Annotated in this window: 10 protein-coding genes; 3 read left to right on the forward strand and 7 right to left on the reverse strand. The window is 68.8% G+C overall.

The window, feature by feature from the left end:
• The first annotated feature begins 17 nt into the window (after positions 1 to 17).
• Together HUA76_RS17090 and HUA76_RS17095 are read left to right on the forward strand one after the other, a co-directional pair.
• A complete protein-coding gene (locus HUA76_RS17090; protein WP_371823486.1) occupies positions 18 to 1,802 on the forward strand; it encodes an FHA domain-containing protein in 1,785 nt (594 codons plus the stop codon).
• Between the two features lie 95 nt (positions 1,803 to 1,897).
• A complete protein-coding gene (locus HUA76_RS17095; protein WP_141648350.1) occupies positions 1,898 to 2,491 on the forward strand; it encodes a response regulator in 594 nt (197 codons plus the stop codon).
• Positions 2,492 to 2,521: 30 nt separating this feature from the next.
• On the opposite strand, the gene HUA76_RS17100 is transcribed toward HUA76_RS17095, so the two are convergent.
• Genes HUA76_RS17100 through HUA76_RS17110 form a run of 3 tightly spaced genes read right to left on the reverse strand, consistent with a single transcriptional unit; the run spans position 2,522 to position 4,899 of the window.
• The gene (locus tag HUA76_RS17100) at positions 2,522 to 3,286 is read right to left on the reverse strand and encodes an enoyl-CoA hydratase/isomerase family protein (protein WP_174461634.1); all 765 of its coding nucleotides are present in this window, start codon (positions 3,284 to 3,286) and stop codon (positions 2,522 to 2,524) included.
• 5 nt (positions 3,287 to 3,291) lie between these two features.
• Positions 3,292 to 3,504 carry a biotin/lipoyl-binding carrier protein gene (locus HUA76_RS45355; RefSeq protein ID WP_141648351.1) on the reverse strand — a complete coding sequence of 71 codons (213 nt, stop codon included), beginning with the start codon at positions 3,502 to 3,504 and terminating at the stop codon, positions 3,292 to 3,294.
• 42 nt (positions 3,505 to 3,546) lie between these two features.
• On the reverse strand, positions 3,547 to 4,899 hold the full coding sequence (locus HUA76_RS17110) for an acetyl/propionyl/methylcrotonyl-CoA carboxylase subunit alpha (protein WP_174461482.1): 1,353 nt from the start codon (positions 4,897 to 4,899) through the stop codon (positions 3,547 to 3,549).
• 141 nt (positions 4,900 to 5,040) lie between these two features.
• On the opposite strand from HUA76_RS17110, the gene HUA76_RS17115 reads away from it, so the two are divergent.
• Positions 5,041 to 5,424 carry a hypothetical protein gene (locus tag HUA76_RS17115; RefSeq protein WP_246137771.1) on the forward strand — a complete coding sequence of 128 codons (384 nt, stop codon included), beginning with the start codon at positions 5,041 to 5,043 and terminating at the stop codon, positions 5,422 to 5,424.
• Positions 5,425 to 5,443: 19 nt separating this feature from the next.
• Here the strand turns inward: HUA76_RS17115 and ftsZ are convergent, their stop codons facing one another.
• The 4 genes from ftsZ to HUA76_RS17135 form a co-directional block, all read right to left on the reverse strand.
• Positions 5,444 to 6,670 carry a cell division protein FtsZ gene (gene ftsZ / locus HUA76_RS17120; protein WP_141648353.1) on the reverse strand — a complete coding sequence of 409 codons (1,227 nt, stop codon included), beginning with the start codon at positions 6,668 to 6,670 and terminating at the stop codon, positions 5,444 to 5,446.
• A 442-nt stretch (positions 6,671 to 7,112) separates the two neighbouring features.
• Positions 7,113 to 14,444 (reverse strand): Ig-like domain-containing protein, encoded by a 7,332-nt coding sequence (locus HUA76_RS17125; RefSeq protein WP_174461483.1) that lies wholly within the window; start codon positions 14,442 to 14,444, stop codon positions 7,113 to 7,115.
• Between the two features lie 373 nt (positions 14,445 to 14,817).
• Positions 14,818 to 16,050 carry a cell division protein FtsA gene (gene ftsA / locus HUA76_RS17130; RefSeq protein WP_141648320.1) on the reverse strand — a complete coding sequence of 411 codons (1,233 nt, stop codon included), beginning with the start codon at positions 16,048 to 16,050 and terminating at the stop codon, positions 14,818 to 14,820.
• Between the two features lie 44 nt (positions 16,051 to 16,094).
• Entirely contained in the window at positions 16,095 to 16,949 is an 855-nt protein-coding gene (locus HUA76_RS17135) for a cell division protein FtsQ/DivIB (RefSeq protein WP_174453140.1), read from the reverse strand.
• Between the last annotated feature and the right edge of the window lie 23 nt (positions 16,950 to 16,972).

A 16,972-nucleotide genomic window follows, 5' to 3' on the forward strand; every position in this document is an offset into this window, starting at 1 on the left:
GTACGCGGATCGGACCCGTGCTGAAGCTCATCATCGAAGACGACGAGGGGCGCAAGACCGTTGTTCCCTTCGTGCGCGACGAGATCACCATCGGACGTCAGGAGGGAAACACCATCCGCCTGACCGAACGTAACGTGTCTCGTCGTCACGCACGACTGGTGCGGTTGAACGGCCATGTCGTGGTGGAGGATCTGGGTAGCTATAATGGCACCCGGATCAACGGAGAGCGCATCGCTGGTCAGTCGCCCCTCAGTGAGGGCGATCTGATCCAGATTGGCGACTACGACCTGGCACTCCAGGCCGAGGGCGCCGCGAATGCCGTTGGCCCCATCACCACCAAGGTACCCACACGCCGGCAGGAAGCCGAGCCCGAGGAGCCTGACCGCTCGGAGAGTGAGGAGGAGGCACCTGGAGACGGCGACGAGCACGACCACACGCCCCCATCCCAAGCCTCCGCGGACAAGCGGCGGAACTCGACCTCCATCATCCGGTTGGATCATGTCGAGGCCGACCGGCCCCGGAAGTTGGAGGACATCGATACAAAGGATGCGCCCCGGCTGGTGGTGCTGACCCCGGACGAGCTGCGGGGCCAGGAGTTCGCGTGCATCCGGACCGAGCTGCGCATCGGTCGCACGGACGACAACGACATCACGTTGGACCATCGTTCGCTGTCACGTACCCACGCCAAGCTGGTGCGCGAGGCGACGGGTGAGTGGCGCGTCATCGACATGCAGTCGGCGAACGGGATGACCGTCAACGGCGAGAGCTACGCCCAGGCCACCCTGAACAGCGGCGACATCGTCGAGCTGGGTCACGTGAAGCTGCGCTTCATGGGCGCGGGGGATGCCGGCGACGGCGAGGACGCTCCCGCCAGCGAAGGCGGCATGTCGAAGATGCCGCTGGTGGCCGGGCTCATCGCCCTGCTCCTGGGCGGTGGTGGCGTCGCGTTCTGGATGTCCAAGCAGGGCCAGGGCAATCAGCCCATCCAGGACCCGGTGGTTGCTCAGCCGACCCAGCCCGTGGAGCCTCCGCCCGCCCCTCCCGTGAAGCCGCCCGAGGACACCCGGGTTCCGCCGACGGCGCAGACCGGGACGACGGCCCCTCCGGAGACCCCGCCCGAGCCGGTGAAGCCGACGACCGAAGAGCTCATGGCCGCGGCGTTCAAGGCGTTCGATGCCCTGGACTTCAAGGGCGCCCGGACCGAGCTGGAGAAGACCCGCGGCGCGGACGGAAAATACCCCCGCGACGCGAAGAAGCTCCTGGACGACGTGGCGGTCGAAGAGGTCGTCGAGACCGAACTCAACAAGGCCAAGCAGGCGCTGGATGCGAACAGGCCCGATGAGGCGAAGGCGCCGCTCGAAGCCAGCGCAAAGACCAAGCTCTATATCGCGCGGTATACGTCGCTGAAGGCCCAGTACGATGCGAAGATGAAGGAGCTCGAAGCGGCCAGGGCGAAGCCTCCTCCGGCGGCGGTGCCGGCCGCCGGGAAGGAAGAGCCCCCGCCTGTTGCCAACGCCGCGGACGCGCTCAACGAGCAGACCGGTCAGCTCGTGGCGCGTGCTGGCGCGCTCATCAAGAAGCAGAAGTACCGAGAGGCGCTCGCCGTCGCGGACCAATGCGCCAAGCTGGATGGAGAGAACCCCGACTGCCATCTCATGCTGGGCATCGCCAAAGCCCGGCTCGACGAGATTGACGACGGCGCGAAGCACTACCGGAGGTTCCTGGAACTCGCTCCGGCCGACCATCCCTATCGCAAGGGCGTCGAGTCACAACTGAAAGACTACGACGGCAGAAAGCAGTAAAACCAGGGAGGAGAACAATCCCCCCATCGGCTGCGCGTGCTCGCCCCCTCCCCGAGCCCCAGCTCGACGAAGTTCACCTGCAGCGAGGAGACGCTGTGCAGATTCGCATCCTGGTGGTTGATGACGAGCAGGACAACTGCGACTACCTCAAGCTGGTGCTGACCCGCGAAGGCTACGAGGTCGTGACCACGACGGACCCCACGCAGACAGTGGAGATCCTCCGAGGTTCCGACTTCCACCTCGTCATCCTCGACATGATGATGCCGCAGATGTCGGGGACCGAGGTGCTTGAGCTGATCCGCAAGTACGATACGGACGTTGCCGTCATCGTCGCCACCGCGTACCCCACGGTGGATACGGCGGTCGCCTCGCTCAAGGCCCAGGCTTCTGACTACGTCAAGAAGCCCATGGAGCCGGAGCAGTTCATCACCGCGGTCCGCAACGCCCTCCAGAAGAAGGGCTTGTCCCAGGACCCGGAGGCGGACCTGCACCGCGCCATCGGTCGCACCATCCGCGACGCGCGCAAGACGCAGGAGCTCACGCTCAAGCAGCTCGCGCGACGCACCGGCCTGTCCGTGTCACTGCTGTCCCAGATTGAACGCGCGGAGTCCTCCGCGTCCATCTCGTCGCTCTACAAGATTGCCTCGGCGCTGCAGCTGCGCATGGGCGAGCTGTTCGGCGACACCTGAAGCCCCGAAACCGCCTCGCCGGCCGCGTGACTAGCGGCCGGTGAAGCGGGGCGGACGCTTCTCCAGGAAGGCCGCACGCCCTTCCTTCGCGTCCTCGCTCCCAAACGCCGTCGCGCGAAGCGCTCTGAGCCTCGCCTGCTCCGCGTCACGCAGTGGCGCCCGCGACAGCAGCCCGAAGGACTCCTTCATCCCCGACACCGCGCCCGGTGCATGGCCCGCCAGCGTCGCGCACAGCGCGAAGGCCCGGGCCTCCGCGTCGTCCTCGCACGCGTCGAGCAGGCCCCAGTCCAGCGCCTCACGCGCATCCAGCTTCCGCGCCGTGAGGAAGAGCTGCTTCGCCCGGGACAGGCCCACCAGGCGCGTCGCCCGCGCCAGGCCCTCCGGCGAGTAGACGATGCCCAGCTTCGCCGGGGGCATGAGGAAGACGGTGTCCGGCGCGCCCACCCGGAAGTCGCACGAGGCCGCCAGGTCGAAGCCCGCGCCCACGGCCGCCCCCTGCACCAGCGCCACGCTGGGCACGGGGTGGTGCTCCAGCTTGAGCAGACACTCCACCAGCGCGTCATCCGGCAGGCGCCCGTCCGCACCCGGTGGCCCCAGGTGCGTCAAGTCGTAGCCCGCGCAGAAGGTGCCGCCCGCGCCCCGCACCAGCAGCACCCGCACGTGTGGCGCGGGCTCCAGCGCCGCGTCCAACCGGGCCAGCATCGCGTCATTCAGCGCGTTGCGCCGGGCCGGGTTGGACAGCGTCAACACCCGTACGCCGCCCTCGCGGTCTTCCACCTCCACCGAGGGCTCCACCACGACTACCCGAGCACCACGAGGACATCACCCTCGTTGACGGACTGAGCCTCCTTGCACCGAATCTCCTTCACGGTGCCGGCCTCGGTCGTCTCCACCGGCATCTCCATCTTCATGGACTCGAGGATGACCAGCGTGTCGCCCTCTTTGACTTGCTGGCCGACCTGCACCTCGATCTTCCACACGGTGCCGGTGATATGCGCCGCAACGTCCGCCATAAGTCCGTTCCTCCAAAGGGGTGATGAAGTTGGAGCCTGCCACTACGCCGGCTTCGCGTGATGCTCCAGGAAATGCGTATCCAGCTCGCCGGCCTTGAAGGCCGCATCCTGAACGATTCGCAGGTGGAGCGGGATGTTCGTCTTGATGCCTTCGATGCGGAAGGACTGAAGCGCCGTCACCGAGCGCTCAATCGCCTCCGCGCGCGTGGCGCCAGAGATGATGAGCTTGGCGATGAGCGGGTCGTAGTTCGGCGTGACGGTGTTGCCCTCGGCATAGCCCGCGTCCAGGCGCACGCCCTCGCCCGTGGGAGGCTGGAACACCTTCAGCGGCCCCGGTGACGGGAAGAACTTCACCGGGTCCTCCGCGTAGATGCGGAACTCCAGCGCCGCCCCGCGCCGCTTCACGGCCTCCTGCTTCACCGTGAGGTGCTCGCCCGCGGCGATGCGCAGCTGCCAGCCGATGAGGTCCAGCCCCGTGGTCAGCTCCGTCACCGGGTGCTCCACCTGGAGCCGCGCGTTCATCTCGATGAAGTAGACCTGTCCGTCCGAGTATAGGAACTCCACCGTGCCCGCGTTGGCGTAGCCGAACGTCTTGGCCGCTGTCACGGCCGCGGTGAAGAGCGTCTGGGCCAGCTCCGCGTTCTTCCCGTCCGCGAACAGCACGGACGGCGCCTCCTCCACCACCTTCTGGTGGCGCCGCTGGATGGAGCACTCGCGCTCCAGACAGTGGATGAGGTGGCCGTGGTGATCTCCCAGAATCTGCACCTCGATGTGGCGAGGCGCGGGGAAGTAGCGCTCCAGGTACACGCCCTCACGGCCGAAGGCGGACTTCGCCCGGTCCGTGCACTGGCGGAACACCTTCTCCAGCTCGGCGGGGTTGTTCGCCGCCGCCATGCCGATGCCGCCGCCGCCGCCCGCGGCCTTGCACAACACCGGGTAGCCAATGCGCTCGGCCTCGGCCAGCGCGGTGGCCACGTCCGGCACCAGACCCTCGCTGCCGGGCACCACGGGGACGCCCGCCGCGGACACCAGCTTGCGCGCCTGGCTCTTGTCCTTCATCCGCGCCATGGCCTCCGGCGGCGGACCCACGAAGATGAGTCCCGCGTCCTGGCACGCCTGGGCGAACTCTCCGTTTTCGGACAGAAACCCGTAGCCGGGGTGCACGGCCTGGGCGCCCGTCTTCTTCGCGGCCTCGAGAATCGCGGGGATGCTCAGGTAGCTGTCCTTCGCCGGAGCGGGGCCGATGCGCACGGCCTCGTCCGCTTCCTTCACGAACGGCAGCTCCGCGTCCGGGTCCGAGTACACGGCCACCGTCTTGAGCCCCATCTGCCGGGCCGCCGCGCCGATGCGACGGGCGATTTCTCCCCGGTTGGCGATGAGCAACTTCTGGAACATGGCGCGTGCCCTCGTGTGCGGAAGGGCGGCGAACCTAACCCCCGCCCCCCTCCCTGACAAGGGCGCGGGCAGGCGTGCAACAGGTCCCTACAGTCCAGTAAATTTGCGGCTCTACAAAGGCATGACGTACCTTGCCACACCGTGAAGCCCACCTCTTCCTCAGGCACCGGCGTTGGCGTGGTCGACCTCCATGGCGCTCGCCGCGCGCGTCGGTTGGACCTCTACCGGACCCGCCAGTCGGACCGCGTCCGCAGCGTCCGAGGCACGCTCGAAGCCCTCACGCAGAGCGGCACGCTCTTCACCCAGGAGGGTACGCGCCGAGGGCTGTCGCTCCTCAAGGCGCTCCAGTTGCTGCAGCGCGCCAGTGCCCGGCTGGAGGAGCTGGCCGGTGGCGGCGTGATTCCGGCGCCCCGCAAGCAGGAGCGCATCGACGCGCTGTATGAAGAGCTGGACACCCTCTTCACCCGCGCGGACAAGCTGGCCGGACGTGACGAGGCGAGCGTGGCGCGGTTGCCCGCCCGCTGAGCCCCGCGTCGCCTGACGGCTACGGGAGCTCGGTCTGCCCCTGGCGGCGCAGGAAGGTGGGGATGTCGAACTGGTCCTCGTCCAGGGGGAGCGCGGAGTCCTTCACCACGGCGGTCCGGTTGCTGACGGACTTGTTGTTGTCCACGGCCGCCAGCGGACGGGAAGCGCCACTCTTGGCAGGCACCAGGCTGGCCACTTCCTCGCGCACGCTGTGGATGAGCACCGACTGCTGCGCGGGCCGCGCCAGGGGAACCTGGACCACCGGCGTCACCGTGCGCACCTTGGGCGCGTCGCGGTGGACGAAGCCGGTGGCGATGATGGTGATTTTCACCTCATCCTGAATCTGGTCGTCGATGAGCGAGCCGAAGATGATCTCCGCCTCGCTGTCCGCCGCGTCGTGGACCAGGGTCAACGCCTCGTTGACCTCCTGGAGCGTCATGTCCCGACCGCCGGTGATGTTGATGAGCAGGCCCGTGGCGCCGTCGATGGAGACGTCCTCCAGCAGCGGGCTGGAGATGGCCTGCTGCATGGCGGTGAGCGCGCGCTTGTCGCCGGACGAGTGCCCGGTGCCCATGAGCGCCAGGCCCTTGTCGCTCATGATGGTCTTCACGTCGGCGAAGTCGACGTTGATGTAGCCGTGGTACTGGATGAGGTCGCTGATGCCCTGCACGGCATTCAGCAGCACCTCATCGGCGCGCTTGAAGGTCTCCAAGAGCGGCATTGGCTCGTTGGAGAGCGACAGCAGGCGCTGGTTCGGAATGGTGATGAGCGTGTCCACCGCGGCCTTGAGCTCGACGATGCCCTGCTCGGCTTGCTTGCGGCGCTTGTTGCCCTCGAAGAGGAAGGGCTTGGTGACGACGCCCACCGTGAGGCAACCCAGGCTCTTGGCGATGTCGGCGATGATGGGCGCCGCGCCCGTGCCGGTGCCGCCGCCCATGCCCGCCGTGACGAAGACCATGTCGGCGCCCTCGAGCACCGCGGCAATCTGGTCTCGCGACTCCAGCGCGGCCTCGCGGCCCATCTCCGGGTTGGCGCCGGCGCCCAGGCCCTTGGTCAGCGTCTGGCCCAGCTGCAGCCGCGTGGGCGCCTTGCTGGCGGCCAACGCCTGGATATCCGTGTTGGCGGCGATGAAGTCCACGCGGTCCAGCTTGGACAGAATCATCGTGTTGACCGCGTTGCAGCCGGCCCCACCCGCCCCGACGACCCGAATCTTGGCGGCCTGCTTGTTCTGATCGAACTGGTCCATGGCGGTCCTTTCGGCAGGCGTCGCGCGATGCAGCGCGCAAGCCTCCAACCTCCGCAATCATCAGCAAGTCCGGATCTTTGGCAAGTATTCCGCTACGCACATGTAGCGGGATGGCGCGGCGCCGAGTCCTGACGCGGACTTACGCAGCGGCCCCGAAAGCAGGCAGCGCGGCGTGGCGGGTCCACTTCGCCCCTTGACTCGCGCTGGATGGAGCACCCTGGCAGGTCTCCCCGCATCGGCGCCACCCCTTTCCCCCCTGTTCCACGACACACGTGGAGGGTCTTCACGGAGCGTCACGCGCCCCCGACTCCGGGTGGTGGACGGACCTCCCCTAAAAAACCGAGGGTGGCCCCGGACGACTTGCCGGAACCACCCTCGCGTCAACGGCTTTGGCTGTCAGCCCCGGGGCACCACGGTGGGCGCCCGGGGCGGCGCGACGACATCAGGGGGCCACGCGCTCCACTTCCACCTTGCCGATGCGGACGATGTTGAACTCCACGCGCCGGTTGTTCTCGCGGCCCTTCGCCGTCTTGTTGGTGTCGACGGGCTTCGTCTCACCGTAGCCCTGCGACTCCAGGCGGGCGGCGTCGATGCCCTCCTTCACCAAGAAGGCACGCACGTTGGCGGCGCGGCGCTTGGACAGGTCCAGGTTGGACGCGTCGTTGCCCTGGTCATCCGTGTGCCCCTCCACCCGCAGCAGCTCCACCTGCGGGTTGGCGCGCAGCACCGCGGCCACCTGCTTCAGCAGCGGGAAGGAGCGCGGGAGGATGATGTCCTTGCCCGTGGCGAAGTAGACCTTCTCCAGGATGAGGATGCGCTCGCCATCCACCTGGACCTTCACCTTGCCCTTGTCGGGGCAGCCGTCCTCGTCCGCCACGCCGTTGATGACCTCGGGCTCATTGGGGCACTTGTCCGCGACGTCCGGGATGCCGTCCTTGTCGTTGTCCGGGTCCGGGCAGCCGTCCCCATCCTGGAAGCCGTCCTTGTCCTCGGGCTGGTTCGGGCACTTGTCGTCCGGGTCGAAGAGGCCGTCGCCATCCGTGTCCACGGGCGGAGCCTCGTCGGGGCAACCGTCCTCGTCCTGGAAGCCGTTCTTCGTCTCCGGCTCGCTCACGCACTTGTCGTCGCCGTCGAGGATGCCGTCCTGGTCATTGTCCGGGTCCGGGCAGCCATCCGCGTCCTCGAAGCCGTCCTTGTCCTCGGGCTGCGTGGGGCACTTGTCGTCCGGGTCGTAGAGGCCGTCGCCGTCCGTGTCCACCGGCGGAGGAGGCGCCGCCTTCTTCGGCTCGGGCGGAGGGCTGTAGCCGAAGCCCGCCAGCAGCCGGTAGCCCGGCGTGCCGTAGCCCCGGGTGAGGCCCGGTCCACCGCCCAGGTGCGCCGTGAAACCGCTCACCGCGCGGTACTTCAGCGCGGCCAGCAGCTCCAGCGGGCTCTCCTCCGTGTCCTGCTCGTCCAGACCGATGGCGCCAATCACCGTCGCCTCGGCGGACAGCGGCAGGCGGCCCAGCGTGAAGGGAATCTCCGTGCCCAGGCCGTAGGTGAACGCGTTGCCCGCCGTCAGGTTGCGCAGCACCTGCTTCTCGCGGATGTCCACACCGACGTTGGCGGCGAAGCGGACCTTCTCGCCGTACTCGGCCACCAGCTTGGGCTGCACGCTCACCCCGGAACCGCCGAGGAAGTCGTTGCCACCCGCCGTGGGAAGCGACACCGGCACCGCCAGCGCGAGGCCGAAGCGCTCCCCATCAATCAGGCGCGCCTTCGGCACCAGTCGCAGGTCGCCGATACCACCGCCGCCCACGCCCTGCGAGAAGGACGAGTCCACCTGCGGCGCCGGGTCCGAGCCCTGAATCGTCACGGGCAGAATCACGCCGATTTCGAAGCGGTCGAACAGACCCACCGCGCCCATCAGGTCGATTCCCAGCTGACGGCTCACCAGCGCGGTGATGAACCGGTCCGAGCGAGGGTCCAGGAAGTTGAGCGGCTTGCTCCCGTAGTTGAGCGACAGGCCGAGGTTCAACCCCAGGTGGCGCTGCACTCGGGCGCTGTGGATGCCGAGGATGTCCTCGGCGCCCGGGCCCGGCTTGAAGCGCTGCACGTCGATGGACTGCGACACGGGCCCCGGCGTCGTCACCTGCGCATGGGCAGGCTGGGCCGCGAGCGTGCCCGCGAGGACCAGGCCTCCGGCGACGGCCGCCGCCACGCCCCGCGACGAGCGCCCCGCCACGCGGCGGAGGCGACCGAACAGGGGCAGTGCCAGGAACAGCAGCGCCAGCGGAACGAAGGTGCCCGCCCCGCCCGTGCTGCAGCCACGGCCCACGACGACGAAGTCGTCATCGCCGTTCAGCGGGTTGGAGCCCCCGTTGACCTCGTCACCGTCGCTCGCACCACCAGCGTCGGTGTCGCGGTTGTTCGGGTCCGTCTCGCCGTTGTCGAAGCCACCGTTGTGGTTGGCGTCCTCCCGGCCGTCGTTCAGGCCGTCACCGTCCGTGTCCGGGTTGAGGGGGTTCGTCGCATTGGTACCCGTGACTTCCACGCCGTCGTTCAGGTCGTCGTCGTCCGTGTCGGCGTCGTTCGGGTCCGTCTCCGTGGCGTCCACGCGGCCGTTGTGGTCCGCGTCCTCCCGGCCGTCGTTCAGACCATCACCATCCGTGTCCGGATTCGTCGGGTCGGTGGTGGTGGTGGGGTCCAGGTCCGGCTCGAAGTTCGGCGAGTCGACGTTGGTGCCCGGAGGCGCCGTCTCCCGCGTCACGCCGCTCTCCGTGCCGTCGTTGATGCCGTCGTTGTCGCTGTCCGGATCCAACGCGTCGATGGTGCCGTCCCCATCCGTGTCGGTGAGGGCCTCATCGCCGTCCGGCACGCCGTCGTCGTCCGTGTCCGCGTCATGCGGATCCATGCCGAGCTCGATTTCGCGCTCGTCGCTCACGCCGTCCAGGTCGGAGTCCACATCGTCGGCGGCCAGGTTCGGGTCCGTCTCGCCCGGGTCGATGCGGCCGTTGTGGTTCGCGTCCTCCACGCCGTCACGCACGCTGCCACCGTCCGTGTCCGGGTTGAGGGGGTTGGTGACGGTGGTCGGGTCCGCATCGGGGATGAAGACCGTCGCGTCGGTGTCCGAGCCCTCGGGCACGGTCTGGCCCAGCTCCGTGCCGTCCTGGATGCCGTCACCGTCCGTGTCCGCCTCGTTCGGGTCGGTCTCGTCCGCGTCGACGATGCCGTCGTGGTCCTTGTCCTCCGTGCCGTCCATCAGACCGTCGTCATCCGAGTCGTCGTCGAGCGGATCCGTCCCGCCCACTTCCACCTCGATGCCGTCCGACACGCCGTCGCCGTCCGTGTCCGGGTTGTTCGGGTCCGTGCCGATGGCAATCTCCTCCGTGTCCGTCAGGCCGTCACCGTCCGTGTCCAGGCCAATGGACCAGATGAAGTGGGCAGGCGTGGGGTCCACGTCGCCGTCCGCGTCCACCGCGCGCACCTGGAAGGTGTGCGTTCCCTCGGGCAGGCCCGTGAAGTTGATGGGGCTGGTGCAGGGGGTGAAGGCCGCGCCGTCGAGCGAGCACTCGAAGGTGTCACGCGGGTCTCCCGTGACGGAGTTGAAGCTGAACTCCGCGTCGGTGCTGGCGGTGTTCACGGGCGGGCTCGCGGTGATGCGCGTGTCCGGCACGGAGTTCACCGTGAAGGTGTTCGTGTCCGTGGCGGTGTTGCCATTCACATCCTCCGCCGTGGCCGTCACCGAGTGCGGCCCGTCGACCAGCGGCGTGGTCACCGGCACCGACCAACTGCCGTCGACACCCGCCGTCGCCGTACCCACCGTGGTGCCGTCCACCACCACCGTCACCGTGGCGCCCGGCTCCGCCGTACCCGAGTACGTCACCACCGGGTTGGTCACCGTGGAGCCCTCCGCCGGCGTGGTGATGCTCACCGACGTCATGGCGTCCACCGTGAAGGCGTTGGTGTCCGTCGCGGTGTTGCCCTGGGCGTCTTCCGCCGAGGCCGTCACCGAGTGCGCTCCATCCGCCAGCTCCGCCGCCACCGGCACGGACCAGCTGCCGTTCGCCGCCGCCGTCACCGTGCCCACCACCGTGCCGTCCACCGTGACAGTCACCGTGGCGCCCGGCTCCGCGGTCCCCACGTACGTCACCACTCCGTCAGTCAGCACCGCGCCCTCGGCGGGAGTGGTGATGCTCACCGTCGTGGCCGTGTCCACCGTGAAGGTGTTCGTGTCCGTCGCGGTGTTGCCGTCGCCGTCCTCGGCGGTGGCCACCACCGTGTGCGAGCCGTCCGTCAGCGTCGTGGCCACCGGCACCGACCAGCTGCCATCGACACCTGCCGTCACCGTGCCCACCACCGTGCCGTCCACGGTGACAGTCACCGTGGCGCCCGGCTCCGCCGTACCCGAGTACGTCACCACCGGGTTGCCGACCGTCGAGCCGTCCGCCGGCGTGGCGATGTTCACGTTCGTCGACGTGTTCACCGTGAAGTTGTTCGTATCCGTGGCGGTATTGCCGAATGCGTCCTCGGCCGTGGCCGTCACCGTGTGAGGACCTTCGCCCAGCGACGAGTTGCCCGGCACCGACCAACTGCCGTTCGCGGCCGCCGTCACCGTGCCCACCACCGTGCCGTCCACGGTGACAGTCACCGTGGCGCCCGGCTCCGCCGTACCCGAGTACGTCACCATCGGGTCGCTGATGGTCGAGCCATCCGCAGGCGTGGTGATGCTCACGTTCGTCGACGTGTCCACCGTGAAGGTGTTCGTGTCCGTCGCGGTGTTGCCGTTCGCGTCCTCGGCCGTGGCCGTCACCGTGTGAGGACCTTCACCCAGCGACGAGTTGCCCGGCACCGACCAGCTGCCGTTCGCCGCCGCCGTCGTCGTGCCCACCACCGTACCATCCACTTCCACCGTCACCGTGGCGCCCGGCTCCGCGGTCCCCGAGTACGTCACCATCGGGTCGCTGATGGTCGAGCCATCCGCGGGCGTGGTGATGCTCACGTTCGTCGACGCGTCCACCGTGAAGGTGTTCGTGTCCGTCGCGGTGTTGCCGCTCGCGTCCTCGGCCGTGGCCGTCACCGAGTGAGGACCGTCGCCCAGCGACGAGTTGCCCGGCACCGACCAGGTGCCGTTCGCCGCCGCCGTCACCGTGCCCACCGTATTGCCGTCCACCACCACCGTCACGGTGGCGCCCGGCTCCGCGGTGCCCGAGTACGTCACCGCGCCGTCGTCCAGCACCGCGCCTTCCGCCGGCGTGGTGATGCTCACGTTCGTCGTCCCATCCACCGTGAAGGCGTTGGTGTCCGTCGCGGTGTGGTTCAGCGCATCCGTCGCCGTCGCCGTCACCGAGTGCGGCCCATCCGGCAGCGCCGCGGCCACGGGCACCGACCAGATTCCGTTCGCCGGCACCGTCACCGTGCCCACCGTGGCGCCGTCGACACGCACCACCACCGTGGCGCCCGGCTCACCCGTGCCCGAGTACGTCACCACTCCGTCGGTCAGCACCGCGCCCTCGGCCGGCGTCGTCACGCTCACGAACGTGCCCGTGTCCACCGTGAAGGTGTTCGTGTCCGTCGCGGTGTGGTTCGAGGCATCCGTCGCCGTCGCCGTCACCGAGTGCGGCCCATCCGCCAGCGGCGTCGCCACCGGCACCGACCAGGTGCCGTTCGCCGCCGCCGTCACCGTGCCCACCGTGGTGCCATCCACCACCACCGCCACCGAGGCGCCGGGCTCCGCAGTTCCCAAGTACGTCACCACACCGTTGGTCAGCACCGCACCCTCGGCCGGCGTCGTGACACTCACCGACGTCGCCGTGTCCACCGTGAAGGTGGACGTCGTGGCCGTGCTCGTACGGGTCGCATCCTGGGACACGACCGAGATGTTGTAGACGCCGTCCGTCACCGCGACGGGAATCGGGAACGTCCAGTTACCGCCGGTCACGGCGATGGCCGGGTACGTCACGCCATTCAGCGTGAGCACCACGGACGTGGCACCGCCCGACGCCGTGCCAGTGATTTGCGTTGGCGCGGTCGTGAGCACCGCGTTGTTCGCCGGAGTGACGACGACCGGCGGAGGCAGCGCGTTCTGCACCGTGAAGGTGTTGGTGTTGCTGACCATGCTCGAGGCGCCGTTCAGCACGGACACGGCATTCACCGTGTGCACGCCCGTCGTCAGGTCCACGACCGGCGTGTACGTGAAGTTGCCCGCGGCATCCGCCGTGACTGTGGCCAGCACCACGCCGTCCACGGAGATGACGACCGAGGAGTTCGGGGTCGCAGTGCCAGTGATGGGAGGACGCACGCCCGTGGTGGAGCCGTTGGCGGGCGTCACGACCACCGGGGCCGACGGCGTCACGAAGGGGCCCGCCAGGGTGGTGATGACACCGGGACTGCCCGCGATGGCGCCGTAGGTGAGGCCATCCGGAGCGCCCGCCGTGGGCTGCGTGCCCGGGATACCGCCCGCGACGGAGGGGGAGCAATTCATCGTGCCGCCCTGGAGCAGGATGTGACCACCACCACCGCCGCCGCCCGTGCCGTGCTCAGGGAAGACCGTGCTGCCGCCGTTACCGCCGCGCGCCGACACCAGGTTGTTGCCGCAGGTCAACGCACCCGTGACGCGCAGATAAATCGTTCCACCCGAGCCACCTCCACCCGCCGCGTCGTTGGCATCCTCGCGAGCGTTTTCACCCGCCACGCCATTGGAGGAAATCGTCCCCGCGCCAGCCAGCGAAGCCGCGCGAATGAACACGATGCCGCCCGCCGCGCTGCCGCCGCCGCCAAAGTCGTCGTTGCTATGACCCGCACCGCCACCACCACCGAAGAGCAGATGGTCCACCGCGCTGAAGTCCATGCGCGTGCCGCCCAGACCGCCCACGTCACGAGAGGGAGCAGGAGCGCCAGTCGTGGCATGAGTATCGCCACTCCATGTGCGGCCGCCCTTGCCACCCGCCCCCGCGCTGCCACCACCGCCGCCACCCGAGTTGTGGCAGATACCGCCGCCCGCGCCGTTCGCGATGTTGCCGTAGCCCGTCGTTCCCGCCGCGAAGGGGTCCGTGTTGTCGTAGCTCCCCAGCGCCACGCCCTCGCCCTTCGGCGCGCCGCCTGGATAGGCCTGGTTGATGCCGGTGCAGCCATCTCCGGCACCATTCCAGAAGATGCCGCCGCGGAAGCCCGCGTTGGTCGCGGAGATGGAGCCCGCGTTGTTCACCGCGCCCGTGGCCAGGAAGATGAGCACGCCACCCGTGGTGCCATCCCACGGCCTGGCGACGAGGCTTCCCGCCGCGTTGACGGTCACCGTGGAGTACTCGGGAACGCGGATGGCCTGCGTCCCGGTGTTGGCCGCGAAGGCCACCGTGAGCGGCGCGGTGAAGGTGAGGCGCGTCGCCGTCAGCGCCTGCACGCGCCCGAACTGCCACCGGCCCACCGCCACGTTGGCGGGAGCGTTCAGGTCGATGGGCGTCTGGCTGCCCGACGTCGGGGCCGTGAGGCCCGCTGCCTGGAACACCAGCACCAGGTCATTCACCGCGAAGCCCGTCGTCGAGGTGACCGTGACGAAGCTCTGGCCGGCCGGAACCGCCGCCGTCACCCGCGTATAGGTGTTGACGACGGTGCCCGGCGCGTTGACGGTGAGCGCGCCGTCCGAGCCATCGCCCAGGTGGAAGGTGTCAGCGGACGCGTAGGCGGAAGGGGCCACCAGCGCGGCACACAGGAGTGCCAGCAGGCCGACGGCGGGCAAGCGAGCACGTACGCGCCGCGACTCGACCAGCGAAGTAGGAGTTTGTGGGTTCGGTTTCATAGGCCTGGGCCGCGCGGAGTGAAGTGGGGCCCGGGCGGCATCGACGGCACATAGCAATCCAGGAGCCACCCTCCGTCCACTTCTGGTCCTACCCCGGCCCAGGGGGGTTCTCCCTCCCGTCCCCTCTGAGACGAAGCAGCGGATCCGAATCACGGATCCGGATTCTGGAAACCGGACCGGATGACCCACCCCACTGGGGCCTTGCGGGCCCGCATTGACTCGTCAACCCAGGGCCTCGGGTCCTCGTTGACGCGTCAGCACAGACCGTGGCGTCCGAGCCGGTTTGTGACGCGCCCCGTCGAAAAAGCAAAAGGGGCCCTCCTTCCGGAGAGCCCCTTCGCGTGGCGCCAGGACGCGGATGCGTCCCGAGGCGCTAGAAGATTTCCTCGAGCCACTCGCGCATGCGGCCCTTCACCTTCTTGTACACGTTCTCTTCGCGGATGCGGAACATGCGCCGGTCCAGGTGCTTGGCGCCGTACACGACGAGGCCCACGCCCGTCGCGTACATGGGGCTCTTCACCACGTCCACCAACCCGCCGATGCCGCGCGGCATGCCCCGACGCACCGGCAGCCCGAGCACTTCCTCGGCCAGCTCCGGCATGCCCGCCAGCAGCGTGGAGCCACCGGTAATCACCACGCCCGAGGCCAGCAGGTCCTCGTAGCCGCACTTCTGAATCTCACGGTGCACGAGCTGGAAGATCTCCTCCACGCGCGGCTCCAGGATTTCGCACAGAATCTGCCGCCCGAGGACGCGGGGCTGACGGCCGCCCACGCTCGGCACCTCCAGGGTGTCGTCCTTGTTGATGAGCGACGCCAGCGCGCAGCCGTACTTCTGCTTGATGCGCTCGGCCTCGTGAGCCGGCGTGCGCAGGCCGATGGCGATGTCGCTGGTGAGGTTGTTGCCGCCCAGCGCAATCACCGCCGTGTGGACGATGGAGCCGCCAGAGAAGATGGCGATGTCCGTGGTGCCGCCGCCGATGTCGACGAGGCACACGCCCAGCTCCTTCTCGTCCTCGCCCAGCACCGCCTCGGCGCTCGCCAGCGGCTGCAGGACGATGTCGGAGACATTCAGGCCCGTCCGGTTCGCGCACTTGACGATGTTCTGCGCGCTGGAGACGGCGCCCGTGACGATGTGCACCTTGGCCTCCAGGCGCACGCCCGCCATGCCCAGGGGCTCCTTGATGCCGCCCTGGTCATCGATGATGAACTCCTGGGGCAGGACGTGGATGACTTCCCGGTCCAGGGGGATGGCCACCGCCTTCGCCGCGTCGATGACGCGCGCGATGTCCGCCTCGCGGACCTCCTTGTCCTTGACCGCCACGATGCCCTGGGAATTGAAACCCTTGATGTGGCCACCGGCGATGCCCGTGTAGACGTGGGAAATCTCCGCGCCCGCCATCAGCTCCGCCTCTTCAATCGCGCGGCGGATGGAGGAGACGGTCGCCTCGATGTTGACCACCACGCCCTTGCGCAACCCCTTCGACGGATGCGTCCCGATACCGATGATGTCGATACCGCTGTCGGTCAGCTCCCCGACGATGGCGCAAATCTTCGTCGTGCCGATGTCGAGGCCGACAATAATCTCCCCCGACTTCTGCTTCGCCATGACAACCCTCCCAGGCCCCCCACTCTCGTGAAAGGGGCGTCCTCTTACTGCCTCGCGCTCCCGTTCCTCTCGGACACGGGGCTCGAAAGCTTCACCGCCACCCAACCGGGCCGGGCCCGGTTATCCAGGTGAATGATCTCCGCTGCAAGCCCCCTGGCGCCCAGTTCGCGCCGGACACGGCCCAACCGCTGCAGCTTGACCTCGGAATTCCCTTCGCCTAGGCGCACTTCCTGCCCGGAAGCGGCCACCAGCGTCACCTCCCGCCCCTCCATCCGCACCTCGGACAGCCGCTCCGGCTTGCCCGGCGATTCCTTCGCGTACGCCCGCGCCACCTCGAGCGCCGCCTGGAACCGCTGGCGCGCCACGGCGGGGTCCGTCACGTAGCCCTCGCGGTCCACCCCGGTGACGAGCGGCAAATCCAGCCCGTCCCCCGGCGTCACCCGCTTGAAGGGCTCGCCCTCTTCGTCCAGCACGTACAGCTCCCCCATCACCGCCAACGCCTCCGGGACGTGCTCGGACACCTCCACGGAGACACGGTTCGGGAAGCGCCGCGTCACGTCCACCTTCTTCACCCACGGGTGCTGAAGCATGGCCCGCTCCAGCCCCCCTACATCCAACGCCCAGAGGTTCTGACCCTTCGTCAAAGCCGCCAGGCGCAGCAGCTCCACGCGCGACGCGCGCTGCAGGCCGGTGAAGGACACCGCCGCCAGTTCGAACCGGGGCGACACCAGCGCCCACCGGCGCAGCTCCACCCCACCCCACACCAGCAGCCCCGTCACCAGCGTCAGCGCCACCACCTTCACCACGCCCGGCCCCTGCGAGCGCACCACGCTCTTCACGGCCTCATTTCGCTGGGCAGTGTCTTGACGGCGGCGGTTTTTGCTTCGACCGAAGGCCATGGTGGGAACGCTGGGACCCATGC

The organism is Myxococcus sp. CA056 (assembly GCF_013336715.1).
GTDB lineage: Bacteria > Myxococcota > Myxococcia > Myxococcales > Myxococcaceae > Myxococcus > Myxococcus llanfairpwllgwyngyllgogerychwyrndrobwllllantysiliogogogochensis.

Bases quoted from the DNA above. Each gene is read 5' to 3' on its own strand.
- ftsA (WP_141648320.1), bottom strand. From the start codon at position 16,050: ATGGCGAAGCAGAAGTCGGGGGAGATTATTGTCGGCCTCGACATCGGC.
- HUA76_RS45355 (WP_141648351.1), bottom strand. From the start codon at position 3,504: ATGGCGGACGTTGCGGCGCATATCACCGGCACCGTGTGGAAGATCGAG.
- HUA76_RS17135 (WP_174453140.1), bottom strand. From the start codon at position 16,949: ATGGCCTTCGGTCGAAGCAAAAACCGCCGCCGTCAAGACACTGCCCAG.
- HUA76_RS17125 (WP_174461483.1), bottom strand. From the start codon at position 14,444: ATGAAACCGAACCCACAAACTCCTACTTCGCTGGTCGAGTCGCGGCGC.
- HUA76_RS17110 (WP_174461482.1), bottom strand. From the start codon at position 4,899: ATGTTCCAGAAGTTGCTCATCGCCAACCGGGGAGAAATCGCCCGTCGC.
- ftsZ (WP_141648353.1), bottom strand. From the start codon at position 6,670: ATGGACCAGTTCGATCAGAACAAGCAGGCCGCCAAGATTCGGGTCGTC.